We start from the raw sequence: 24,092 nt of genomic DNA, 5'->3' as shown, positions 1-24,092 counted from the left end.
GGATGTGCAAATCCGACCGTGGGCGGGAACCCCCGAAGGGGGCGCGGCAGCGGGGTACGTTTTCTTGCCTTCTTCTTTGTCGTACAACAAAGAAGAAGGTCGCCCGCCGGGGCGAGACCCGGCCAACGTCACTCAAAACACGGGAAAACCGTCACGTAAAGCCTCAACGGTTCGAGCTCGAACGAATTACCAGCGAGCCCAAAAGCGGGAGGGTGCTTTCGCACCGACAGGCAAGACCCTCAAAGCCCGGCGGACCCGCCAGTGACCGTGATTGCACACTTAACGCGAACATCGCCTTTTTATCTCTCCCTGAAAACACCAACGCCCCTTGCGGGGCGTTGGATGTGTGCTTGGCGGAAGGCCTGCCCGATCAGGGCATGCAGATCTGGCCCGCCACCGGGGCAGCCTGCCCGAGGCTGCTGCCGATCACGTGCAGCACGCCGGTCACGTTGGCAAAGGCGCCCTGCTTGTCGGTGCCCGAAATGACCAGTTGCTCCGTCATGGTTTTGGCACCCACCACCTGACCGGTCGGGGCCAACACCGGCAGCGTCACGATCACGTCGGTGCTGTAGATGGTGGTTTTGCGCGAACCGGACCCCAGCGTGATCGCGCTGCGCGCGGTCTGCACGATCTGGCGCGGCCGGGGGTCCATGGCACCCTGAGGAATCGCAGCCGGCGTCTGGGTCATGCCCGCGGCTCCGACGAGGTATTCGTTGGTCAGGCCGGCGTAGCCCGTTGCCACCGGAAAACCGGCCAGGTTCAGCTTGACCGAGAAACACTCGCCCAATTGAGCCGAAAACAGGCCGGCGGCAGCGCCTTCGGCAACGCCCGGCTGGTTGATCGTACAGGCGAAATCGGGCGTCAGCCGAACCGTGCCGACCACCGGCACACAGGCTGCACCGGCCAGGCTGGAGGCGATCGTTAACAGCAGCGGAACGAGGATTTTGGGGGCCATTCGAGTGCTCATGAGACATCTCTCCGTAACGGATTGAAGGAAAAGCGGCAGCGGGCTCGCTGCAGGCAGCGAATCAGCATTGCAGCATGCCAGAAAATTGCGGACGAATAACCATGTTAGCGTCGTGCATATCACTCAATTCGGGTTATGTGACCGAAGCTTGCGCATATCGCGCTGAAAATCATCCGCCGAGGCACGTCAGCGCCCGGATTGGTGCAGCCCGGCCGGCCCCTGCTAAAGTAAGCCCCCGCCGCTCCCGGCCTTCCATATTCCTGCGCCCCACAATGATCGTCCGTCCCCGCCCGCGCATGCGGGAGCTCTTCTTTATCTGGAAGGGCTCCATCATTCCGCTGATCCTGCCCCAGGTGCTTTTCGTCACCGCGGTCGCCACCCTCGTCACCCTGCTGGCCGATCTCATCGGGCCACGTTTTCCCGATTTCGCTACCGGCCCCTTCACCTTCCTCGGCCTGTCCCTGTCGCTGTTTCTCGGTTTTCGCAACAACGCCTGCTACGACCGCTGGTGGGAGGCCCGCAAGCACTACGGCAACCTGCTGGTTGTGCTGCGCTGCCTGGCCCGCGACAGCCAGTTGCTGGAAACCGACGCAGAAGGAAAGCAGCAACGCAAGGACGTGCTCCGCCTGTGCACCGCCTTCACCAAGGCCCTGACCGCCCGCCTGCGCGACCGGCCCATCGTCGAGGCGGCAAAGGCCGAACTCGCGCCCGCCGAGATCACCGCCATCAAGGCTGGCCACAACATCCCGGACAGCATCCTGCGCCTCGTCACCGCCCTGCTGCTTCAGGCCCGCCAGGCCGGCCGGCTGGATTCGGTCACCTATTGCGCCATGGCCGAGCACATCAACCAGCTCACCGCCATCCAGGGCGCCTGCGAACGCATCCGCTACACGGCCCTGCCCTTCGCCTACACCCTGCTGCTGCACCGCACCGCCCACATCTTCTGCGTGCTGCTGCCCCTGGGCCTGGTCCACTCCCTCGGCCACGCCACGCCGCTGCTGACGGCGCTGGTGGCCTATACCTTCTTCGGGCTGGACGCCCTTGGCGACGAGCTGGAGGAGCCCTTCGGCACCGCCCAGAACGACCTTCCGCTGGATGCCATCACCCGGGTCATCGAGATCGACCTGGCCGAATACCGCGGCCTGGAGAACCGGCCCGAGCCGCTCAAGCCGCAAAATTTCGTGCTGATGTAGCACCGCCCCCCTGCCTCGTACCGGTAAGTTCCGTGCGACGCTTAAGAAAACATTAAGAAGCATCAGGGACAATGCCATCTTGTCCCATGCCGGAGCCCACATGTCGCCGCAGCCCACCGCCCGTCGTCCCCACGTCCGCCGCCTGCTGCCCGCGCTCGCCCTGCTGGCCGGCGCCCACGGGGCCATCGCCGCCGATCCGGCCTTCGTCGCCATCTCCAACACCCAGGGCCAGGCCCTCGGCATCGTCGTCCAGCGCGTCGTGCCGGGCGGCGGCACCTCGGCATCCGGGCTGCCTGCCACGGTCGGCATTCCCAACAGCCAGGTGCGGGTGATCGCAGCGCCGCTGGCCGGGGTGGTCGAAAGCCTGGAAACCGCCCCCGGCATGAGCGTGAAAAAGGGCGAGGTACTCGCCCGCATCTCCAGCCCGCAGGCGCTCGAACTGCAGCGCGACCGCATCCAGGCCGACTCCCAGGCGACCCTCGCCCGCCAGAGCCTCGGCCGTGACGAACAACTCTTTCGCGAAGGCCTGATCGCCGAATCGCGCCTGCAGGCAAGCCGCGCCAACGCAGCCCAGAGCGCCGCCCAGGCCACCGAGCGCCGTCAGGAACTCGCCCTCGCCCAGCACAGCGGCGGGCAAACCCTCTCCCTCGTGGCGCCGATCGCCGGCAACGTGCTCGAACAGCACGTGAGCGTGGGCCAGCGCGTCGAGCAATCCGCGCCGCTGTACCGCATCGCCCGGCTCGATCCGCTGTCGGTGGAGATCCAGGCGCCGCTGGCCATCGCCGCCCGGGCCAAGGTCGGCACACCGCTCACCATTGCCTCGGCCGGCGCCAGCGGCAGGCTGATCGCGGTGGGTCGCGCCGTCGATCCGGCCAGCCAGAGCGTGCTGCTGCGCGGCCTCGTCACCCAAGGCGCCGAGGCCCTGCGCCCCGGCCAGGCCACCTCCGTCGACCTCGCATTGGGCAACGCAACCGAAACCACGGTACAGGTGCCCGGCAGCGCCATCCTGCGTCACGAGAACAAGACCTGGGTCTTCGTCGCAGCCCGGGCCGGCACCGCCACCGGCTACCGCGCCACGGCGGTCAACATCATCGGCCGCACCGGCGAGGCCTCCGTCGTCTCGGGCATCCCGGCGGACGCCACGGTGGCCACGGCCGGCGTCTCGGCACTCAAGGCCAGCTGGCTGGGTATCGGCAAGGAGTAAGCGCCCCAAGGTGCGCGGAGCCGCAGGGCCACACCAGACCGCTCCGCCACCCCGTGGCCCCTGCCCGCGCACCTGCCGCGGACACCCTCACCTCTCACCTGACTCATCACCACCCAAATGCTTTCCCGCCTGATCGAGTTTTCCCTCACCCAGCGCCTGCTGGTGCTGGTTGCCACGCTGCTCTTGATCGGCGCCGGCGTCACCGCCTGGAACGGCCTGCCCATCGACGCCTTCCCCGATGTCTCCACCACCCAGGTCAAGCTGATCATCAAGGCACCGGGGATGACGCCGGAGGAAGTCGAATCGCGCATCACCGTGCCGATCGAACAGGAGATGCTAGGCATTCCGCACCAGCGCATCCTGCGTTCCACGTCCAAGTACGCGCTGGCCGACGTCACCCTCGATTTCGATGACGGCACCGACATCTACTGGGCCCGCCAGCAGGTGGGCGAGCGCCTCGCCGGCGTGATGGGCAACCTGCCGCCGGGCGCCACGGGCGGCCTCGCGCCGATCACCACGCCACTGGGCGAGATGTTCATGTTCACCATCGAAGGGCCGATCTCCCTCGAGGACAAGCGCACCCTGCTCGACTGGACAATCCGTCCGGCGCTGCGCACCGTGGCCGGCGTGGCCGACGTGAACAGCCTCGGCGGCGAAGTCCGCAGCTTTGAAATCGTGCCCGATCCGGCCGCCCTGGCCGCCCGCGGCCTGACCCTCGCCACGCTCCAGGCCGCGCTCGAAGCCAACAACCGCAACGACGGCGCCGGCCGCCTCAGCGAAGGCGAGGAAACCCTGCTGGTGCGCGCCGAAGGCGCCATCCGCAACCTCGACGACGTGCGCGCCATTGTGCTGCGCAGCCAGAACGGCGGCGTGGTGCGCGTGGGCGACGTGTCCACCGTGCGCATCGGCGCCCTCACCCGCTACGGCGCAGTGACCCGCAGCGGCGAGGCCGAAGCGGTCGAAGGCCTGGTGCTCGGCCTGCGCGGCGCCAATGCCGGCAAGGTGATAGCCGGCGTCAAGGCACGTCTCGCCGAACTCGCCCCGCAACTGCCGCCGGACGTCAAGGTGGTGGCCTTCTACGACCGCAGCGAACTCGTCGGCCGCGCGGTGCACACCGTATCCAAGGCGCTCATCGAAGCCATCGTGCTGGTGGTGGTGCTGCTGCTCGCCTTCCTGGGCAACCTGAGGGCCGCGCTGGTCGTGGCGCTGATGCTGCCGCTGGCCGCGCTGGCCACCTTCATCGCGATGCGGGCCGTCGGCCTGTCGGCCAACCTGATGAGCCTCGGCGGCCTCGCCATCGCCATCGGCATGCTGGTGGATGCGGCGGTGGTGGTGATCGAAAACGTCGAAACCCAGCTCGCCGAAGGCGGCGCCGCGTCCCGCCAGCCGCTGCTGCACCTGGTCTTTCGCGCCACCCGCGAAGTGGCCTCGCCGGTGGCCTCGGGCATCCTGATCATCGTCATCGTGTTCCTGCCGCTGCTCACCCTCGAGGGCCTGGAAGGCAAGATGTTCGGCCCGGTCGCCCTGACCATCGTCTTCGCGCTGTCCGCCTCGCTGATCCTGTCGCTCACCGTGGTGCCGGTGCTGGCGTCCTTCCTGCTCAAGCGCGGCGACGCCCACGAGCCCTGGCTGGTTCGCAAGCTGCAGGCCGGCTACGCCCCGCTCCTCGACTTCGCCCTGGCCCGCGGCAAATTGATGGTGGCCCTGGCCGGCGTGTCGCTGCTTGCCGCCGGCGGCGCCTACCTCAGCCTCGGCAAGGCCTTCATGCCGACCATGGACGAAGGCGACATCATCATGCAGCTCGAAAAGCTGCCCTCGATCAGCCTCGCCCAGACCATCGCCGTCGATCTGCGCGTGCAGCAGGCCGTGATGAAGGCCGTGCCCGAAGTCAAGGCCATCGTCGCCCGATCCGGCTCCGACGAGCTCGGCCTCGACCCGATGGGCCTCAACCAGACCGACACCTTCCTCGTCCTCAAACCCCGCGACGAATGGCGCAAGCCCGACAAGGACTGGCTCACCGACCAGCTGCGCGCGGTGATGGAAAACTTCCCCGGCATTGCGCTCACCTTCACCCAGCCCATCGACATGCGCGTCTCGGAAATGCTCACCGGCGTGCGCGGCGATCTGGCCATCAAGCTCTACGGGCCCGATCTCAACACCCTCAACCACCTCGCCACCCAGATCGAAGGCGTGGTGAAGGCCGTGCCCGGCGCCGAGGACACCATCACCATCCGCAACGAAGGCGTGCAATACCTCAAGATCCAGGTGGATCGACTGGCAGCCGGCCGCGTGGGCCTCAATGTCGAAGACGTGCAGAACGCGCTCAGGAGCCTGCTCGAAGGCCGCGTGGCCGGCACGGTGATCGAATCGACCCGCCGGGTGCCGCTGCTGATCCGCGGCCCGGCCGATCTGCAACGCGACCCGGACGCCTTTGCCGCGCTGCGCATCACCACGGCCGACGGCCACAGCCTGGCACTGTCCAGCGTGGCCAGAATCGAGCGCGTCGACGGCCCGGTCAAGGTCGACCGCGAAAACGCCCAGCGCTACTCGGTGATCCAGTCCAACGTGCGCGACCGCGACCTCGTCGGCTTCGTCGAGGAAGCCAAGGCCGCGGTTGCCGCCAAGGTGCCGCTGCCCGCAGGCTACCGCATCGCCTGGGGCGGCCAATTTGAAAACCAGCAGCGCGCCGCGGCCCGCCTCGGCGTCGTGGTGCCCATCGCCCTCGGGCTGATCTTCGTGCTGCTGTTTTCCACCTTCGGCTCGGTACGCCAGGCCCTGCTGGTGCTGGCAATGGTGCCTTTCGCGATGGTCGGCGGCGTGTTTGCGCTGGCCGTTTCCGGCGAATACCTGTCGGTGCCGGCCTCGGTCGGCTTCATCGCGCTGCTCGGCATCGCGGTGCTCAACGGCGTGGTGATGGTGAGCTACTTCAACCAGCTCCACGCCCGCGGCATGCCCATCGGCGAAGTCGTCGTCGAAGGCGCCAAGCGCCGCCTGCGCCCGGTGATGATGACCGCCAGCATCGCCGCCCTGGGCCTCGTGCCGCTGCTCTTCGCCACCGGCCCCGGCTCCGAGGTCCAGCGCCCGCTGGCCGTGGTCGTCATCGGCGGGCTGCTCAGCGCCACTGCCCTCACCCTTCTGCTGCTGCCGCTGCTGTACCGCCGCTTCGGCATCGCCCCCGCTGCTCCCGAGGCCACCGTCAAATGAAGCCCGACACCCCGTCCTGCACCCTGCCCGACGTCGTCCTGACCCTCGTCATGCCCGTCGACGTGGAAGAAGCGCTGCTCGAAACCCTGCTCGAACACCCCGAACTCGCCCCCGGCTTCACCAGCCAGAAAGTTGAAGGCCAGGGCCAGCGGATCACCTTCATCGGCACCTCCGAACACGTGCGCGGCCGCGCTGCCTGCTGCCGGGTTCAGCTCGTCGTGCCCCTGACCGACGCCAACGCCCTGCTCGACATCCTGAAAGCCAGATTCGCCACCAGCCGGGTGTTCTTCTGGATGGTGCCGGCCCTCGCCAGCGGGAGACTCGCATGAAGCGCCGCCTGCTTGCCCTGCTGCTGGCCACGCTGCCGCTCCACGCTTTGGCGCAAAGCCCTGCCGACGCCCCCGACCTGCCGCCCAAAGCCCAGGTGCTCGAAGCCCTGCTTGGCAGCCCGATGGTGCGCGCCGCCGGCTCGCAGATCGAAGCCGAAGAAGCCCGCGCCCGACGCCTCGCCGCCGGCACCCACGAATGGACCGTGCGCCTCACCGACCAGCAGCGCCGCGTGCGCGCCACGCCGGACGGTCGCTATAACGAATGGAACGTGGGCGTCGAGCGCGCCCTGCGCCTGCCCGGCAAAAGCGAGCTCGACCGCCAGCTGGGCGCGGCCGGCGTGGCCGGCGCCAGGATCAGCCGGGGTGACGCCCTGCACGAAACCAGCCGCGCGCTGCTGGGCAACTGGTTCGACTGGCGCCGCGAACTGGCCAGCGCCGCCCAATGGCGCATCCAGCGCGACATCCTTGCCCGCCAGGCGCGGGTGGTGAAACGCCGGGTCGAACTGGGCGATGCCCCGCGCCTCGAAAACCTGCAGGCCGACGCGGCCCTCGCCCAGGCCGAAGGCCAGCTGGCCCAGGCCACGGGCCGTGCCCAGGTTGCAGCCGAATCCCTGCGCCGCATGTATCCCGCCCTCAGCCTCCCGGCCGACGTGCCCGAAAGCGCGCCGGTCGCCGTCGATGCCGACGCCGCCATGTGGATCAGGGCCATCCTCGAACACAACCATGAACTCGGCGTCGCCCGCGCCGAAAGCGCCCGCGCCCGCATCGGCGCCAGCCGGGCCGATGCCGAACGACGCCCCGACCCCACCCTCGGCGCGCACATGGCCCGCGACCGGGACGGCGAAGAGCGCATCCTCGGCCTCAGCCTGAGCGTGCCCCTGTCCGGCGCCGGTCGACGCGCCGATGCCGACGCGGCCGTCGCCGTGGCCGAAGCCGCGTCATGGCGCGAAGCCGGCGTGCTGCGCCGGGTCGAAGCCGAAGCCGCCGCCCTGCACCGCCGTGCCACCGCCGCTCACACCGGCTGGCAAAGCCAGCAAGCCGCCGCCGATGCCCTTGGCAAGAGCGCCGACCTCACCGAGCGTGCCTGGCAACTGGGCGAAGGCACCCTCGCCGAAACCCTCGCCGCCCGCCGCCTCGCCCACGACGCCCGCCTCGCCGCGCGCCTCGCCGGGCTGGACGCCAGCGAAGCCCGTTACCGCCTCCTGCTCGACGCCCACCAGCTGTGGCCTGTGGACATGGATGATGACGAGCATGGGGAACACAACCACCATTGAGCGCCCATACCCTGCATCCGCCCTTTATTGGGTAGGCGTCACAGGTAGCGGAATATAAGAGGGAGCCGGGCTGTCGAAATCAATCTTCGAGTATTTCTTCTTGGCCCAATCGATCAAAACCCATTGCCCTGCCTCTGCAGCAGGCGCGCCCTCGGCTTTAAAAACATTGCGCACAACATCCGCAGTCTGCTTTTGCCGAGGTACGGGATACTTCATCAATTCGAACAACTTCCCGGCCACGTCCGCGGTTGCGTCTTGCGCCTTCAAGCCGCCGCGCGCCAAATCCACCAATGCCTCCGCCGAGTGGGCATATTTGGCGCTTTTCAGATGGGCCAGGGCTGCATCAGCCAGCCACATACACTCCGCCTTCGCTTCCGGAGCAGGAGACTGCTGCTCACAGAGAAAACGCGCTTCCGGTTTTTTCCCGGCAAGTGCCTCAACCGTCAAGCCAGCATTCAGTGACTTTCGCACAGTCTCCGCAATCAGGCGGGCACGACCCGGATCGTCGACGAGTATCCCCTCTAACAAACGCGTGCGTAACGCTCGCTGCGCTTTACTGTCGAGTTGCGGAAGCAAATCCGTTACGACGTCCGCGATTGCGTTTAAACCGGCAGTCAATCGAGCCCTCTGAGGTGGTTGAAAAAAGCCCGTTCTCTCTGGCTCATTAACCTTCTCTACGGTCAAGAGCTTCGACACCAAGGACTCGGCGACCGTCTGACGCATGGGTGCAGAAAAGCGGTCGGATAATTTTCTTGCTCGCTCCATAAGCCGTTTCGACGCCTCGACATCCGCTACGCCCAGCAATTCGACCACATTGGCATGGACTTCCTGCAACCGTGAGTCCGCCACATCAGCTTGCTGGCGCAAATAGATGTCCAGAATGCTTCTTAGCCGGGCTCGATCCGAACTCGATCCTGCCCGCGCCTCTTTAAGAAACCCGAACAGTTTTCGCTCCAGATCCGGCGGCTCCTGCCCTTTCAACCGATCTAAAACTCTGACGATTCCGGCTGCGAACGCCTCTCGCTGATCCGTGTCTGTCGATTCGGTCCACTTGCTTAATAGCGTGTCCAACCAACTGCCCATCTCCGTGGACGGCAGCCGATCTATCGCGCCACTCAGTTCAACTGAATGCCCGCTAAGAACGCTCGGATCAACGCTTGCATTTATTCTTTCAATCGCTTCATTGACCCCTATGGACGCCTCGGCGCGCCCCCCCCCCTTGCCAGCGCCTCCTGACGGGCTTCTGCCCGCACCAGCCGTCACCTTTTCGTAGGCGGCGACCGTCCCCGGGAAAAGCTCTTCCACCGCATCAGAAGTGGACTCCCTTCTACTCTTGGTTTTCTTGCCAAAAGCGACCGATAAATCGTCTGCCCAGTTAATTTTTTTCAAGTACCTGTAATATTCCAGTGCTTCCTCAGCATTACTTAGCTTGCGTGCCAATGCCCGAAGGGGAAACGCCGCAGCTTCCGAAGTTAACTTATCCGGCCGCATCGACGCACGCGCCACTATCCGCTGAGCCGTGGGGAGAGCCTGCCCAACAGTGATTCTTTCGATGAGCTTATTAAGGGTAGTCGACTCAGGAAGATCAAGACGTTTAGCCACGTCGAATTGTTTTTCTGATTCGCCGGCCTTGTCTTTTATGCCGCGATCCACAGCATCCATAAACATCGCAACCATTTTTTCCATTGCCGGCACTATCTGATCTTCCGGCAAACGATCGGAGATATCCGGCAACATGCTCAACTGGCCCATTGCCAGCTCGGAGACCGGGGTATCGGTAAATTCTTTCCATAGCGCAAGCGCATCCACCGGCTTCATGCTCTGAACAATTGTACGCAGCCAGCCATCGATCATCTCCTTTCTATTTCTCACATCTCTATCATCGTCGAACGAAAACAATGAAAATCTACTACGAATGCTGGGAGCCGAATCCTCCTTTTCACCCGCCAAGGGCTCATCCCTTGCCTTCATAAGACGTTTGAACAACACGGCTAAATTCTTATCGCTGTCCCGTAACCCGACCAAAACCGTGATCCACGGCCAGCGCTCATCCGCAGTGCCTGCCGCTTCGATACGCCGCGTCACCGCCTCCCTCAACTGCACGACCCGACCAGCGGAAGCCATGCCGGCCAAATCCCTCATCGATTCGGCAATTGCACGGCCATCGATGAACGTATCCTTGATCTGGAAACTCGCAATGGCATTCGCCAGGTCATCTGTTTTCTCCTGATCGCTTCGATCACCATCCTCCAACGCAAACCTGGCGATCGCCATCGCAAGATCACGCATCTGCGACATACTGCCTCCGCCTGTCACGGGCGCAGCAAGAAACCCATCTCGAGCCGTGGGGCTGATACCGATGGTCGCTGACAGCATCAGCGCCGGCGCATGGAAGAAACGCTCAGCATATGTTTCGTCATCACGTGCCACTTTCAAAAAGACATCAGTCACGTCGTTGGACGCCCGCGCAACCGCCAACATCGCGTCCTTTCCTTTTCTGGTGAGTTGTCCTTTCTCAAACTCGATAGGAAACCAAAGCGTCTGCGCCAACACCGAACGAGTTTCTTCCTCTGCGTTCAAGCTCCGCCGATATAACGACCCAAAAATCACACACAGGCACACTAAAAATACTACTCCGCCCCAGAAAAGCCGCGTCCTTCTACTATTGCGGCTTTCAACGATTCTGGCACTTTCGCGTACATAGCTCTTCACACGTTCAAATGCCGATCTAGCCTCCGACGGGTCGTCCACCGAGAGATAGCGAGCCACCCACTTATCCGACGGCCTCCAGTTTTCAGGCCTCGCACCACCATTCAACCACTCCTGCGCGCGACTCAAACTCGTCGCAGTGAGCAAAGCGGCACCAAAGGCCTCGGACTCCATTTCGTTGGCTCGAGCCAGCAGCCGCCGAAAACCCTCGGCGCGCTCCGCCTCTTCGGCAACCCATCCACTCAAACGCGACCACTGACGGATCAACGCTTCGTGGGAAATATCGACAATGGCGTTCTCGTCGAGATGCGCGTAATTAAGCGCGTAATCGATTTTAAGAAAACTCACCTGCGGAGCAGAATAGGCTTTTATCGCCGGAACCAGATCGGCCACGTCGCATTCCGCCCATTTGGCGATGCATGCGAGGGACTGGGGGCGACGCACTGTCTGCCCCCCTTCGTCAGCCCGGCGTTGCTCGGTGAGCGCAACAAAAAGCCGCTTAACGATTTCCTGCTTAGGGTTCAAGCCCAGGTCCGGATCGTTTCCGTCTCCCAATTCCCTCAAAACCGCGTCGGCATGCGAATTCAGCGCGAGCTTCATTTCTCCCGCGCCTTTATAGTCCTCCACGCCGATATGGGGTGTCTCCGATCTTTCACGTTCGATCGCCAAGGTCCACATGCGATTCAACGCATGCTGGAGTATGGGTAGCTGATCGTCGGGATTTTTTGCCAGTCCATTGATGAGCCTTACAGTCAGGCCGGGGTCGATCCCGCCGCCAAAATATTCCAAGGGCTTTTCGATGACTTGCCGGATCTCTTCACGGGACAAGCGCGGGGTCAGGTATTGCGCGCGGTTAATGGCATCAGGGAGATCGAGAAAGCGTGTGCATTGCCCTAGAAAATCGGTGCGCATTGTAAGTACAACGAAAAGCCGTGCTTCAGGATCGGCTCGCGCGGCAAGCAATAAATTGACAAAAATCTCGGCATCGTTCAATGCATCTTCACTTTTATCCTTGCCTTCAGCGCCAATATATGTGAAGAGTTCCTCGAACTGATCCACTAATACCAGCAGGTTATCGTCCCCATTAAAATTCGCTTGGGCAGCGGCCGCAACATCCACCAGACTAAGCGGTCCCTGTCTCAATCGGGCTTCGAGCAATGCAACTTCGAGGGTCTGGGCATCCTTGGGAATATCTTCCCGCACATCCATCAGGCGCTGCCCCAAGGCGTCCGGCTGGAGCAGCGCGCGGGCCAGGTTTCTCAGCGGGGCAGTTCCCGGTTTCATGATCGCAACCCGCCAACTGCTGCCAGTTCCCAAACGGCCACCAGGCAATTGGGGGAGCAGGCCGGCGCGCACCAAGCTGGACTTGCCCGAACCCGACGGGCCGATCACAGCCAGAAAGTGCTGACGCCCCAGAATCTCGAACAGGCGTTTTGTATGTGCCTCCCGGCCGAAAAAAATTTCGGCTTGCCAGGGTTCAAATGGGCGCAGGCCGGGAAAAGGCTCCTCGATCTCACGCCACTCGAACAGACTGGGCATGGTTTCTACAGGGCCCACAATTTTCCCTGTCACGTCAATCGCCAAGGCATCGGCGTCCGCCAGCAACGTTTCGACGGCGAACTCAGATCCCGACATGGCCTTCGCTCCTCAGCGCGTTGATGAAGCTTTCAAGCAAGTCCGGCCGCGGCCCCTGACGCCAGTCCTGATATTCGATATTCGGCACCTCTGGAACAGAGGAAGCTCGGATCTGCGCGGTAGGCAAAAAATGGGTCAGCGCTCCCCATGCCCGCCGCTGCCGACCCCTAAGCTTCCGGGCGCTGCTGATCTTCCTGTGCAGCCAGGCAAGAGGCGCGTCCTTATATATAATAATCACCCCTCGGCTCGTCTTGATGGCCTGCTCCTCCGCCTCGAAGTCCATTACGCCATATTGCGTGGTCGCATAGCCGGAAGGCTCGACCTCCAGTTCTGCCAAGCGCTTGATAATCTCCTTTGCAACCTCACGATCGCTCTCCTCGAAGCTCACGCATATGGGGAATAAGTCCGGATCATCGTCGAGACGCGCAACGCCCATTCCCAATTTATTTTGAAGGTACTGAATTTCTTCCAGGCGTTTGATCACGTCGGCGCGGGCGGCCTCCGGCATGGATTCGCTAGCGCCAGACAAGATTACTTTTAGCTTTGCGTCCTGAACCTGATCGAGATCGATACCCGGCGGCCGGAAGCACATGAACGGACACCCACCTGCCTTTGCGCTAAGGCTTGCCTCTTCGTGCTGCAGTCCCAGCCAATACGGCAAGCTCAAAGCCGGATCACCGGCAACGTTATCCACCCATTGCACGAGCAATGCCGCATCCTTCATCCCATTCTGCAGGGCATTACGGCGAGCACTCTCGTCATCCATATCCCGCAAATCGCGGATGCTTGGAAGCAACATAGGAAAACCTGCCTGCTCAACGGCGTCAATAAGGTTTTGCCGGAGATGGTGCCTTGGTCCGGAATCCGCCACCCATAAAACTGGCTTTGGATGAACGCTATCCATTGCTCCAGCTTGGGCACGAGAGTCGTCTGAGAGCGGCTCCTTCGATTCAGCCATGCTATCCCGCGACGCATCGTCAGCCGCATTTCCTCTTAGTCCTTCCTCGCTTTCCTCATCCTTATCTTTACGCTGCATTGCGGGCTGTGCGTTAAGCGCCGAGATCTGCTTATTTATCGTAAATGCCAGATTATTCATGTGCAAAAAATAATCTCTATCGATGCTCACATCGGGGAGAGGGTCGCCATAGCGAATCTTTCCCTCACCAACAGGATTGTCCTTAAAAAACTCACTCCCCAAAACCTTGATTCCTCGGCGTTCTCTTTCCTCGCGGTCGGTTACCGCAATTTCAACAACCAGAATGTTGTTGGCGATGGGGGTGCCACCATGATGTCTTCGGAACTCTTCCAGTTCGAAACGGCAAAAATCGTTCGAGGCGAGCCAATTGGGCGACATAAGCACCACCAGCATTTGACTCCTCTCCAGTTCCTTGCTCAGTCTCTGCTTCAAGTGATCGAATGGCGACATTCGATCCCTGTCCAACCAAACGGACCATGAGTGCCTGGCCTTCTGGGTTCCCAGCGAATACTCCAGCATCTTTTGAAAGATCCACACCCAACGCTCCCTGTTGGGATCTCTCATAACTAGCTCTGGATTATCGTCCCATGCGTAACTGATGAAGATCTGCACGCTCTGACCTCCACTGACTTTTATGCGTATAACTTTTTTCTAGTCACAGTCAGCACGTGAGTCAATGAGAAATTTTCCCATCACGCCCATCCGCTTTGCTACCCTCCAAACACTCATAAGCCCACGCGGCTGCTCGTTCGGATAGGTCCGGCAACTGGCCGCAACCATTGACTCAACCAACGGTGGCAAAACATGGAGTCGAGAGGTTGACGTCCTTAGCCCCAATCGGGTCCGTCAATCAATAACCGAAAAACCGATCTCGCCCGAAATATGATCACCAGCCCCTGCCTCGATTGCGGCGCCTGCTGCGCCAGTTTCCGGGTGTCCTTCTACTGGTCCGAAGCCGAAGCCCGCGGTGTGCCTGAAGGCCTGACCGAGCAGGTCAACAGCTGGTTCGGCTGCATGGCCGGCACCAATTGCGCACAGCCACATTGCGTGGCGCTGGAAGGAAGCATCGGCCAGCAGGTGAGCTGCGCGATCTACGAAGAGCGCCCCCACCCCTGCCGCGAAGTCGAAGCCGGCGACAGCCAGTGCAACAAGGCCCGCGCACGCCACGGCATGGCGCCGATTGCACACCCTGTTGTTGCACCGCCGCCGCTTTTCAGGAAACCGTAATGGCCTTGCGTGCTTCGAGCAAGGCGTCCTTTTCTTCTGTCCAGACCATCACGAGATCCCCGCTTTCCCGGGCGGCAAAGGTGAACTCGATATAGGGGTTCTGGGCAATGCTGATCCCCGGCTCCCACGCGAAGAGCAGGTTCTGACCGAGCCGGGCTTCGAACTTCCTGATGATGTTGCGCGGACGCAAGTGGCCTGCCGGATCCGTGCGCAGACCACTTTCCATCGAATGCTCGATCTGGGCCCGCACGCGCACGATTTCTCCTTTTGCGGGCTTCGCATTGCTGACCCAGACACGGGGTGGTTTTGTCATCGCAACTCCTTACATTCCGCAACCGCTGGCAGCCACCGTCACGGTCTGCTTTGCGATGAGCACCTTGCCGTCACTCATTCGCGCCAGGGCATGGATGGTTTGTGTCTGGCTCAGACGCAGCCGGACGGCGGCTTCCGCCGTTCCCGTGGCCGGAGAGAACCTGAAGCGGCACGCCAGCGGCGACGGATTGAGTTCCGCCAGCACGATGAGTTCCTTGCAGTACTGGCTCTCCGTGATCGGCAAGGTCACCTTGGCGTGCACGGGCACGGCACCGGGGTTGTCCGCCAGAACGGGCAGCTCCAGCTTCAGCCCGGCCTCGACGGGCGTTGCATTGCCCACGAATTCGTTCATCGCCTTTCTGAACTCGGCCGGATTCGGGGCCAACGGCCCCGCCAGGACCGGTTTCGACTGGGCCTGAGCCCGGCCACTGGACATCGCCAGGGCCGCTCCCAGCGCGACACTGCCCGCAACGAAATTACGTCGCTTCATTCTGCAAAGCTCCTCATCAAATCAAATGGCCAGGAAGTCGCTGAACTTCTCTTTGATCCACGCGAAATCCTCTTTCACGAGGTCTTCCGTCCGAACGTCCATGTCGATCTGGGTCTGGATGACCTTGCCGGAAGCGGCATCGACCTCGTACTCGAACTTGACCGAGATTTCTTCCTGAGGCTCGGCATTGACCATCATGTAGCACAGGTTGTCGGGCAGGCGGGCCACCACCTCCTTGCCCGCCACGCGCTCGGCGATGTTCTGCGCAACGATCCGGCCGATGTAGTTCGCCACGTGGCCGCTCTTCGGGTAGTGGCCGAACTGATCCGAGATGAAGCCCATCAGATCGCCGACGAAATACACGCTGTCGTCGCTGTTTGCATGGAAGAGGCGCGAATGCATGTCCGCCCAGCCGGTCGGCTTGCCGTTTGCATCCTTGCCGATCAGCCCGGCGTGCCACACCATCTCCGCCGCCTGGTGGGGAGGCATCAGAATCGCGTCGTCGAACTTGAATTCGCCAGCGGTGGTCTTGATGCGCTTGTTGAAAGGATCGACCTCCACGACCTTCGCATTTGGCACGTGGGTGATGATGTCCGGATAAAGCTCCTGGAAGGCGGTTTGATAGCCCATGTGGATCGGCGCGACCTTCGGCTTCGGGTCGAGAATCAGGATCTTGCCGGGGATCCGGTTCTTCTTGATGTGCCAGGCGATCAGACAGGCCCGCTCGTAAGGCGAGGGCGGGCAGCGATGGGGCGGCGGCGGGAGGGTCATGACGATCGTGCCGCCCTTGAACTCCTTGATCTTGCGCTTGAGCGCAAACATCTCGGCATTCGGAATGTAGGCCGACGGAAAATGCGTGCGCGTGTAGTCGATGGCCCGCTGATCGTTGCCGAACCAGGCGTCGTAAGCATTGCGGATGCCGCCGGACAGGATCAGGAAGTCGTATTCGATCAGGCCATGCGCTGTCCGTACCAGCTTGCGATCCCGCTCGAAGCCGGTCACTTCGGTCTGCAGCAAGGTGTAGCCGTAAAGATTGGCCGGCCGCTGCATGTCATGGTTCACGAAATCCGTGCTCACAATGTCGATGAGCCATTTGTTGCTCATGGGGCCCGACCAGAAGGTCGGATTGCGCTCGAGCAGCACAACGTCGGAATTCGGAATGAGTTCCCGCAGGTAACGCGCGGCGGTCATTCCCCCCCATCCACCGCCACAGATGACGATGCGGGGTTTCTTGCCGTCACGGGGCAGGATGCGCGAATTGGAGGTGATGATCGCAGGCGCCGCCAGGGCCGGCTGCGATGCGCCCCCCATGCCAATGGCGAGGGCCAGCGCAGGCGGAGTGATCAGGAAATTTCGACGATTCATGTTATTTGCCTCCCAGAGAGCGGATCGAAGACTCAGCCTTCAAGCCGATAAAAGTACCCAGCGCAATTCCGGAGCATGCCGGAATGCTGGCGAATGCCAAGGTTGACAGACCGGACAGCCCCTGCCCGATGGAGCAGCCGACCGCCAGCACGCCGCCAAAGCCCATCAGGCAGCCACCGGCAATGGAAGCCCAGAGGCGTTGCGGGCTGTCAAAACCTTCCAGACGATAACGCCCCGTGGCGAGCGCCACCGCAAAAGCGCCCACCAGCGTTCCGAAGACCACCACAGGGCCCAGGCTCATCCCCCGCCCCACCGCAACCTGCAGATAGAGAAACGTTTCTGCAACGGGGGCGATGAAGCTCAGGGAGGTCAGCGCTGCCGGATCAAAGGGATCGACATCTACATGCGAAGTGATCCACCAGCCCAGCGCCACCAGCAAACCCACCACGACCGCGGCCAGCGCATCCAGGGGCATGCGGCGTAAAACGCCGTTGCGCAAAGCGAAGCCCAACAACACGGCAACCGGAGGCGCCGCCGCAACCAGAACCGCCAGGCCGTCGCTCATCCCCGCCGCCTGCAGCTGCGCCGGCAGCGTGCCGAAGTCGAGCTGGACCTGCCCGAACCCCTGGAGCAGCTGCCGCAGCGGTGCGAGCACGCCCGTCAGGGTGGCCTGCGCGGCCAGGCCGAGGCTGGCCAGCACGACCAGGGCACGCAGGTTGCCACCGGCAAGGAGCACGATGGCGCGCGCACCGCAACTGCCCGCCATCACCATCCCGAAACCGAACAGGGCGCCACCCATCAACACACCGGGAACACCAAAGGCGGTGCGCACGATCTGGGCCTGCGCCAGGTCAAGCTGCTGCATCGATGCCAGGCATTGGGTTGCCGCGATTGCGACAGCCAGGGCCAGCGCGTAGGCACGCAAGGCCGGCGCATCGCCTGCGCCTGAATGGATTTGCCGGAACCCCCGGAGAAGACAGAAATTTCCCAGACGCGCGGCCACCCCGAATCCGCATCCCAGCAACAACCCGGCCCACAGAAGCGATATCACGCTCAACGCCCCCAGATATCGGCGCAGATTGCGGCATACCAGCTTTCGCCGTACGCGGCTTCAGCCGCCCGGAATGCCGCATCCGCATTGGCGGGGCTGACACCGCCCGAGCCGGGCACTTCGGCAATGCCACCTTGTTCGGCGCGATAAACCCCGGCCACGGAAATGCCGTAACCGGGCGCGAGAAGGCTGTAGCAGGTGTTGGCATAACTCGCCACGGGCGGCACCCGGCCCGTGAGTTCCGCCACAATGGCGGCGGCCGCAAGCTTGGCCTGGGTATTGGCCACAAAGGCGGACTTGGGCATCGGCGCGGCAATCGTCGCATCCCCCAGCGCGTAAATACCGGCCACGCGCTGCGTCTCGAAGCTTTCCGCCTTGACCGGAACCCAGCCGCTGGCATCGACGACGCCCGCCCGTTCGGCAATGAAACCGGCCTTCTGGGGAGGAATCACGTTGAGCACCGATGCCTTGTGCACCTGGCCAAAGGCCGTTTGCACTTCCAGAGCCTTCGCATCCACACGGGTCACCTGGCCATCGTCAGTCAGGCCGACCCACTCGATCATGTCGCCATAGAGCGCCTTCCAGCCCTGCTGAAACAGCCCCTTCTTGGAGAAATTGTCTTTTGCGTCGAGCAGAAGGATCTTGGCGCGCGGATTGTGACGGCTGAAATAGTGGGCCAGCATCGCGGCGCGCTCGTACGGCCCCGGCGGGCAACGGAAGGGGTTTTCCGGAATGACCATGACAAAGGTGCCGCCCTGCTCCATCGCCTCCATCTGGCGGCGCAGGAGCTGCGTCTGCGGCCCGGCCTTCCAGGCATGAGGGGCGAGCAGGGAGGCTGCTTCGTCGTATCCCTCCAGGGCATTCCAGCGCATATCCACGCCGGGTGAGAGCACGAGCCTGTCCCAGCCGAGGGTCTGGCCCGTGGACAGCCTGACGGTTCGTAGCCGGGTGTCCACGTCCTCGGCCTGGGCATGGACGAGTTCGACCCCCGCGCCGCGCAAACCGTCATAACCGTGGCCGATACTCTCCCAGCTCCGCAGGCCCGCCAGATAGAGATTCGAAAACGGGCAGGTATAAAAGCGCCTGGCGGGCTCGATCAGTGTCACCCGAAGCTGCGGTGCGCGCAATTTCAGGTAGCGGGCAGCGGTCGCTCCGCCAAAGCCTCCGCCGACGATCACGACACGGGCCGAGCCGGCACCCGCACGCACGATGGAAGGCGCGGCAAGGGCCACGCTCCCTGCAGCAAGACTTCCCAGAATCCTGCGACGCGATAGCCCGGTCATGGCGCCCTGTCCTTCGCAAACCACTTCGCCAGCGCAGCGATCTGGTCTGCGTCGTAGCCCTTCATCAATCGGGTCATCACGGTTACACCGGCATCGCGGCCCTCCCGAAAAGCCATGAGACGCACGCGAAGCTGTTCTTCATTCACGCCCCGGATGGTCGGGATGGCGCTCAGGGAACGGCCACTCGGGCCATGGCAATTCACGCAGTTGCCCGCCAGGATCGATGCCGAATCGTCGGACAGATCGGCCGCACGCGCGGGCCCGGCTAAAAACAGGCCCATGCCGACAAGCGCAATGAAAGACCGAACAAAAAGCTGTGAAAACGCCATCAGAAACCTTTTAAAAATACGCAAACCCGCTTTTTCGGCGCGCATGGAGGCACGCTCGAAATCACGGAAAACCTCGATTTTCAGCACGTAAATAAAAATCCCGCCGGCAACCCGAAAACGGATCGCCGGCGGGATTTTGTGACGCGTCAGCCGATCAGGCGGCGTCGACCGTGCGGGCGATCAAGGCCTTGATCGCCTCGGCATCCACATCCATCACTTCGACGCGCTGGGGCAGCGCTTCGATGTTTTCAAGGCCGGCCGGGCGTGCCGGCTTGCGGCCCAGCGCCTCGACGATGGTTTCCTCGAACTTGGCCGGCTGGGCGGTTTCAAGCACCAGCGTGGGCACCGACGGATCGGCCAGCTCGAAAGCGACCTTGAGGCCATCGGCGGTGTGGGTGTCGATCACGGTGGCGTACTCGGCATCCGCGCGGCGGATCGTGGCCAGGCGGGCAGCGTGTTTGCTGCTGCCGGAAACGAAGCCGTAATCGCCGATTTTCGCGAATTCCGGCGACGCGGACAGATCGAAGGCGCCGCCCGCATCCACCTTGCTCCACAACTCGCGAACCGTGTTGCCATCGCGGCCCACCAGGTCGAACACGAAGCGCTCGAAGTTGGACGCCTTGGAAATATCCATCGACGGGCTGGAGGTGGCGTGGGTTTCGGCGGTGCTGCGCGGGCGATACACACCGGTACGGAAAAACTCGTCGAGCACGTCGTTCTCATTCGTTGCGAGAACCAGCCGCTTCACCGGCAGGCCCATCTGGCGGGCGATGTGGCCGGCGCAGATGTTGCCGAAGTTGCCCGACGGCACCACGAAGTCGACCTGCTGGTCGTTGCTGTCGGTGGCGGCGAAGTAGCCCTTGAAGTAGTACACGACCTGGGCCGCCACGCGGCCCCAGTTGATCGAATTGACGGCGCCGATCTTGTACTTTGCCTTGTAGGCGTGGTCGTTGGAAACCGCCTTCACCACGTCCTGGGCATCGTCGAACATGCCGCGCACGGCGATGTTGTAGATGTTGTCGTCCTGCAGCGAGTACATCTGGGCGCGCTGGAAGGCGCTCATGCGGCCGTGGGGCGAGAGCATGAAGACGCGCACCCCGTGCTTGCCGCGCATGGCGTATTCGGCGGCCGAACCGGTGTCGCCGGAGGTGGCGCCGAGAATGTTGATCTGTTCGCCACGCTTGTCGAGCACGTATTCAAAGAGATTGCCCAGGAGCTGCATGGCCATGTCCTTGAAGGCCAGCGTCGGGCCGTTGGACAGTTCCAGCAGGCCGAGCTTGCCCGGCTCCAGCCAGTGCACCGGGGTGATGTCCGACGCCTTGGCGCCATCGCGCACGTAGCCGTACACGTCGGCGGTGTAGGTCTTGTCGCAGATGGCCTTGAGGTCGGCGGCCGGGATGTCGTCGATGAAGCGCGACAGGATCGCGAAGGCCAGCTCGGCATAGGGCAGCCTGCGCCAGGCGTCGAGGTCGGCGCGGCTGATCTGCGGGTAGCTTTCCGGCAGGTAGAGGCCGCCATCCGGCGCCAGGCCGCCAAGCAGGATGTCACAGAAGGATTGGGGCGCAGACTGGCCGCGGGTGGAGATGTAGCGCATGGTTCTCGCCGAGTTGAAAACGAAGGCTTGGAAGATAGCACAGCCGGCGGCCCTTCGCCGCCACCCGCCCGCCATGCGTCTCAGCGCCGCAGCACCAGCCCGGATGCCAGCGCCACGGCAAACAGCAGCACGCCCGCCGCGAGCAGCACCGCACCGGCCCCAACGCCCATCGCCAGCAGCCCGCCTCCGCCCAGGAACAACGCCGTGCGCAATTGCCCCAAGCGCACCAGCCGGGCCCGCATCTGCTCCCGCAGCGGGCTCATCGGGCCGGGGAAACGCCACACCGGCAGCAACTGCGACAGCGCGCCCGTCACCAGCGGCAGCAGAAAAAGCGCGAAGAAGGCACTCACCGCCAGCCGCCCGGGCATCAGGCCAAAACCATGGGCCATGCCGGCCGCAATCACCGCCAGCAGGCCGACGCCGGCCCCAAACAACGGCACCGCAGCCCCGTCGCCAAGGATTCGCCGCCAGCCGTGGGTTTTCAGCCAGCCGACGAGGGTGTGTAGGACCACGCCGCCCATCAGCAGCGCCCCCAGAGGCGTCAGCCACGGCAGCACGCCGGCCGCCGCAGTGGCCGCCACGCCACCGAGCGCCCACGGCAACTGGCGGCGCAAGCGCTGGGCAACCTGGGCGTCGGGCTGACCGAGCACGGTCGGCATCAGCACATGCAGCGTGCCGATGGCGGTGAGGCCGATGAAACCGAGGGTGTTGAGATGCAGGTGGGCCAGCCGCAATGGGGCATAAGCCGCCGGCCACAGCAGCCCGACAAAAATCGCCAGCAGTGCCAGTATCAGGCAGCCCAGCGCGGCCTTGTACCAGGCGAGGCCCGGATGGGGCTGGCCGAGCGCCTTGTTGCCACGTTGCCACTGCCAGGCCAGAAACAGGCCCGTCGCCACCAGCCCGACCACCGCAGCAGCGTGCAGCGTCCAGCCCGGCAGCGCTCCGGCCAGCACACCCACCACCATTGCTCCGGCCAGCTGCATGGCCAGCGGCAGGCGATGCACCGCCTTCCCGGCCCCGCTGCTGCGGGTCAGCACCGGCACGAAATGCCCCATCGCCGCAAAGATCAGCGGCATCGCCCCCAGCGCAAAGGCCGCGTGGGCAACGGCCGCCGGGGCGGCACCTGCCTGCATGAGCACCAGGGCCAGCCCAAAGGCCAGCACCGTGCAACATCCGAGATAAATCAGCACACATCCTCCTTGCGTCCAGCCTCTGCGCTTGCCAGAAAAAAATGTAAGGCCTCTGGCGCAGCGCCCGGCCGAACGATAGCGCACCAAACCCAGGTCAAGGCGAGCCGCGACGGAAACGCTCAGAGTCTGCCGTCCCACGCCCATCGCCCGCGCAATGAACCCCGTCCGCCACGTCCATGCGGCCCTCGACCGCTTTGCCCGCCGCTACCTGTTTGCCGACGCCGCGCCGCTCTCCCCCCATGAACGCTGGCGCAGCGCCATTGCCGCGCTGCTCGGCGTGCTGATCTTTGAAGGCGTGCTGTTCGTACTGCCGGTTTCCGCCGACGCCCGCCGCCTGCTGGCGCCGCTCGGCGCAAGCTCGGTGATCCTGTTCGCGCTGCCCCACAGCCCCCTGGCCCAGCCCTGGTCGGTTGTCGGTGGCCTGCTGCTGCCTGCGCTGGTCGGCTTTGCCTGCGGACGCTGGATTCCGGTGAATTACCTGGCCGTCGGCCTGGCCGTTGCAATTTCCGTATGGCTCATGGCGTGGCTGCGCTGCCTGCATCCACCCGGCGGCGCCATGGCCATCGTGATGGCCGCGGCGGCCGCCCAGGGGCTGGACGCCGCATCGAGCATCGCCGCCACCGGCGCCAACGCGCTGGCCATGCTGATTGCCGCCACCGCAGTCAACAACCTGTTGCCGGGCCGCCGTTACCCCTTGTGCTCGCCGGCCGTCTCGACCCCTGTGCCGGCGCGGCGCAGCCCCGCGGGCGTACAGCATCCCGATCTGGCCGCCGCCCTCACCGAACTCGACACCTATCTCGACGTAAGCGAAAACGATCTGGCACAGGTTTTCCAGCGCGCCGCGCGCCACGCCTTTCACCGCCACGTGCTGCTCAGGTGCGGCGACATCATGGAAGCCACGCCCGTCCGCGTCGAGTTTGCCACCGGGCTCAACGAGGCCTGGCGGCTGATGAACCGCCACAGCCTGGCCATGCTGCCGGTGGTGGACCGGGGCCAGCGGGTCATCGGCCTGTTGCGGCTGGAGGATTTTCTGCGTCATGTGGAGCCGGACCGCGATGAAAGCGGAGGCCTGCGCATCGGCGACAACGTGCGCCGCCTGCTGCGCCCGACGCCCGGCCCCCATGCAAGCAAGCCGGAAGTCGTCGGCCAGATCATGCAGACGCCCGCCGAAGGGCTTAAAAGCGTGGCGACGGAAGAAGGCATCGCCGCGGCGGCCGATCTGCTCGGCGAAGGAGGCCAGCGTGGCGTGCCGGTGGTGGACGAAGCGGGCCGGCTGACCGGCATCATCACCCCGGCCACCATGACCGCCGTGCTGTTCCAGCACGAAGCCCTTGATTACGTGCAGGCTGACAAGGCGTGATTGCGCGGGGGCCAGGGTTCAAGCCCCCGCCAGCGACGATCAGCCGACCTTCGCAAAGTCGATGACAATGGCGCCGGGTTCGCGCTGCTGGTAGGTGATCGTCACCTTTTCGCCGTAACGCTGCTGGAGCTGGCCGAGCAGCGGAATCGGGTCGTGGTCGTTGCAAAAGCGCATCACTTCGCCCGGTATCAAGGCGTCCAGCGCCCCGAAGATCGCCGCGTGGCGAAAGCGCTTGGCGATGCCGCGGGCGTCGAACGGGTAGATGGCTTCCGGGGTGGTGTGGTTGCAGGCGTGAATGGCTTGCATACGGGCTCCTGGCGGGTGCGTTAAATCCGACTGAATCTGTCGGGTATCAGCAGTTTGCCGTCTGGATTCGACGCTTTCCTTGATCTGGATCGGG

The 24,092-nt window shown here is 63.7% G+C and carries 19 protein-coding genes; 7 read left to right on the top strand and 12 right to left on the bottom strand.

The window, feature by feature from the left end; all coding sequences use genetic code 11:
• Positions 1 to 370 precede the first annotated feature (370 nt).
• On the bottom strand, positions 371 to 967 hold the full coding sequence (locus Q1W26_RS20310) for a hypothetical protein (protein WP_300444343.1): 597 nt from the start codon (positions 965 to 967) through the stop codon (positions 371 to 373).
• A gap of 272 nt (positions 968 to 1,239) precedes the next feature.
• Here Q1W26_RS20310 and Q1W26_RS20305 point away from each other — a divergent pair, with 272 nt between their 5' ends.
• The 5 genes from Q1W26_RS20305 to Q1W26_RS20285 all read left to right on the top strand — a co-directional run bounded on the left by Q1W26_RS20305 (position 1,240) and on the right by Q1W26_RS20285 (position 8,171).
• On the top strand, positions 1,240 to 2,160 hold the full coding sequence (locus tag Q1W26_RS20305; protein ID WP_300444340.1) for a bestrophin family protein: 921 nt from the start codon (positions 1,240 to 1,242) through the stop codon (positions 2,158 to 2,160).
• Between the two features lie 100 nt (positions 2,161 to 2,260).
• The gene (locus Q1W26_RS20300) at positions 2,261 to 3,364 is read left to right on the top strand and encodes an efflux RND transporter periplasmic adaptor subunit (RefSeq protein ID WP_300444337.1); all 1,104 of its coding nucleotides are present in this window, start codon (positions 2,261 to 2,263) and stop codon (positions 3,362 to 3,364) included.
• 117 nt (positions 3,365 to 3,481) lie between these two features.
• Positions 3,482 to 6,568 (top strand): CusA/CzcA family heavy metal efflux RND transporter, encoded by a 3,087-nt coding sequence (locus tag Q1W26_RS20295; protein ID WP_300444334.1) that lies wholly within the window; start codon positions 3,482 to 3,484, stop codon positions 6,566 to 6,568.
• Complete coding sequence (locus Q1W26_RS20290; RefSeq protein ID WP_300444331.1) at positions 6,565 to 6,897, top strand: DUF3240 family protein; 333 nt, start codon at positions 6,565 to 6,567, stop codon at positions 6,895 to 6,897. The genes Q1W26_RS20295 and Q1W26_RS20290 overlap by 4 nt, the downstream gene beginning before the upstream one ends.
• On the top strand, positions 6,894 to 8,171 hold the full coding sequence (locus tag Q1W26_RS20285) for a TolC family protein (protein ID WP_300444328.1): 1,278 nt from the start codon (positions 6,894 to 6,896) through the stop codon (positions 8,169 to 8,171). The genes Q1W26_RS20290 and Q1W26_RS20285 overlap by 4 nt, the downstream gene beginning before the upstream one ends.
• Before the next feature lie 24 nt (positions 8,172 to 8,195).
• On the opposite strand, the gene Q1W26_RS20280 is transcribed toward Q1W26_RS20285, so the two are convergent.
• Together Q1W26_RS20280 and Q1W26_RS20275 are read right to left on the bottom strand one after the other, a co-directional pair.
• Positions 8,196 to 12,515 (bottom strand): ATP-binding protein, encoded by a 4,320-nt coding sequence (locus Q1W26_RS20280; protein WP_300444325.1) that lies wholly within the window; start codon positions 12,513 to 12,515, stop codon positions 8,196 to 8,198.
• The gene (locus Q1W26_RS20275; RefSeq protein WP_300444322.1) at positions 12,502 to 14,103 is read right to left on the bottom strand and encodes a toll/interleukin-1 receptor domain-containing protein; all 1,602 of its coding nucleotides are present in this window, start codon (positions 14,101 to 14,103) and stop codon (positions 12,502 to 12,504) included. Before Q1W26_RS20275 ends, Q1W26_RS20280 begins: the two co-directional genes overlap by 14 nt.
• 270 nt (positions 14,104 to 14,373) lie before the next feature.
• Here Q1W26_RS20275 and Q1W26_RS20270 point away from each other — a divergent pair, with 270 nt between their 5' ends.
• Positions 14,374 to 14,718, top strand: a complete 345-nt coding sequence (locus tag Q1W26_RS20270; protein WP_300444320.1) for a YkgJ family cysteine cluster protein — start codon at positions 14,374 to 14,376, stop codon at positions 14,716 to 14,718.
• Here the strand turns inward: Q1W26_RS20270 and Q1W26_RS20265 are convergent.
• The 8 genes from Q1W26_RS20265 to Q1W26_RS20230 all read right to left on the bottom strand — a co-directional run bounded on the left by Q1W26_RS20265 (position 14,705) and on the right by Q1W26_RS20230 (position 22,332).
• Positions 14,705 to 15,031: a thiosulfate oxidation carrier complex protein SoxZ gene (locus Q1W26_RS20265; protein WP_300444317.1), complete on the bottom strand. Its 327-nt coding sequence runs from the start codon at positions 15,029 to 15,031 to the stop codon at positions 14,705 to 14,707. The genes Q1W26_RS20270 and Q1W26_RS20265 overlap by 14 nt on opposite strands.
• Before the next feature lie 9 nt (positions 15,032 to 15,040).
• The gene (locus Q1W26_RS20260; protein ID WP_300444315.1) at positions 15,041 to 15,520 is read right to left on the bottom strand and encodes a thiosulfate oxidation carrier protein SoxY; all 480 of its coding nucleotides are present in this window, start codon (positions 15,518 to 15,520) and stop codon (positions 15,041 to 15,043) included.
• Between the two features lie 21 nt (positions 15,521 to 15,541).
• Positions 15,542 to 16,885, bottom strand: a complete 1,344-nt coding sequence (locus tag Q1W26_RS20255) for an FAD/NAD(P)-binding oxidoreductase (protein ID WP_300444312.1) — start codon at positions 16,883 to 16,885, stop codon at positions 15,542 to 15,544.
• A gap of 1 nt (position 16,886) precedes the next feature.
• Positions 16,887 to 17,888 (bottom strand): YeeE/YedE family protein, encoded by a 1,002-nt coding sequence (locus tag Q1W26_RS20250; protein ID WP_300444309.1) that lies wholly within the window; start codon positions 17,886 to 17,888, stop codon positions 16,887 to 16,889.
• Between the two features lie 50 nt (positions 17,889 to 17,938).
• Positions 17,939 to 19,168, bottom strand: coding sequence for an NAD(P)/FAD-dependent oxidoreductase (locus tag Q1W26_RS20245; protein WP_300444307.1), 1,230 nt, complete (start codon positions 19,166 to 19,168; stop codon positions 17,939 to 17,941).
• A 47-nt stretch (positions 19,169 to 19,215) separates the two neighbouring features.
• Positions 19,216 to 19,635, bottom strand: a complete 420-nt coding sequence (locus Q1W26_RS20240; RefSeq protein ID WP_300444305.1) for a c-type cytochrome — start codon at positions 19,633 to 19,635, stop codon at positions 19,216 to 19,218.
• A 67-nt stretch (positions 19,636 to 19,702) separates the two neighbouring features.
• Complete coding sequence (thrC, locus tag Q1W26_RS20235; RefSeq protein ID WP_300444302.1) at positions 19,703 to 21,142, bottom strand: threonine synthase; 1,440 nt, start codon at positions 21,140 to 21,142, stop codon at positions 19,703 to 19,705.
• An 80-nt stretch (positions 21,143 to 21,222) separates the two neighbouring features.
• Positions 21,223 to 22,332 carry a hypothetical protein gene (locus tag Q1W26_RS20230; protein ID WP_300444301.1) on the bottom strand — a complete coding sequence of 370 codons (1,110 nt, stop codon included), beginning with the start codon at positions 22,330 to 22,332 and terminating at the stop codon, positions 21,223 to 21,225.
• 154 nt (positions 22,333 to 22,486) lie between these two features.
• Here Q1W26_RS20230 and Q1W26_RS20225 point away from each other — a divergent pair, with 154 nt between their 5' ends.
• Positions 22,487 to 23,692, top strand: a complete 1,206-nt coding sequence (locus tag Q1W26_RS20225) for an HPP family protein (protein WP_300444300.1) — start codon at positions 22,487 to 22,489, stop codon at positions 23,690 to 23,692.
• Positions 23,693 to 23,731: 39 nt separating this feature from the next.
• Here the strand turns inward: Q1W26_RS20225 and Q1W26_RS20220 are convergent, their stop codons facing one another.
• On the bottom strand, positions 23,732 to 23,998 hold the full coding sequence (locus tag Q1W26_RS20220; RefSeq protein WP_300444298.1) for a DUF2249 domain-containing protein: 267 nt from the start codon (positions 23,996 to 23,998) through the stop codon (positions 23,732 to 23,734).
• Between the last annotated feature and the right edge of the window lie 94 nt (positions 23,999 to 24,092).

The sequence above is a fragment of the Zoogloea sp. genome (assembly GCF_030157465.1).
Lineage (GTDB): Bacteria > Pseudomonadota > Gammaproteobacteria > Burkholderiales > Rhodocyclaceae > Zoogloea.
Note: the sequence above shows the minus strand (reverse complement) of the source record. Positions and strands in the feature narration are given on the sequence as shown.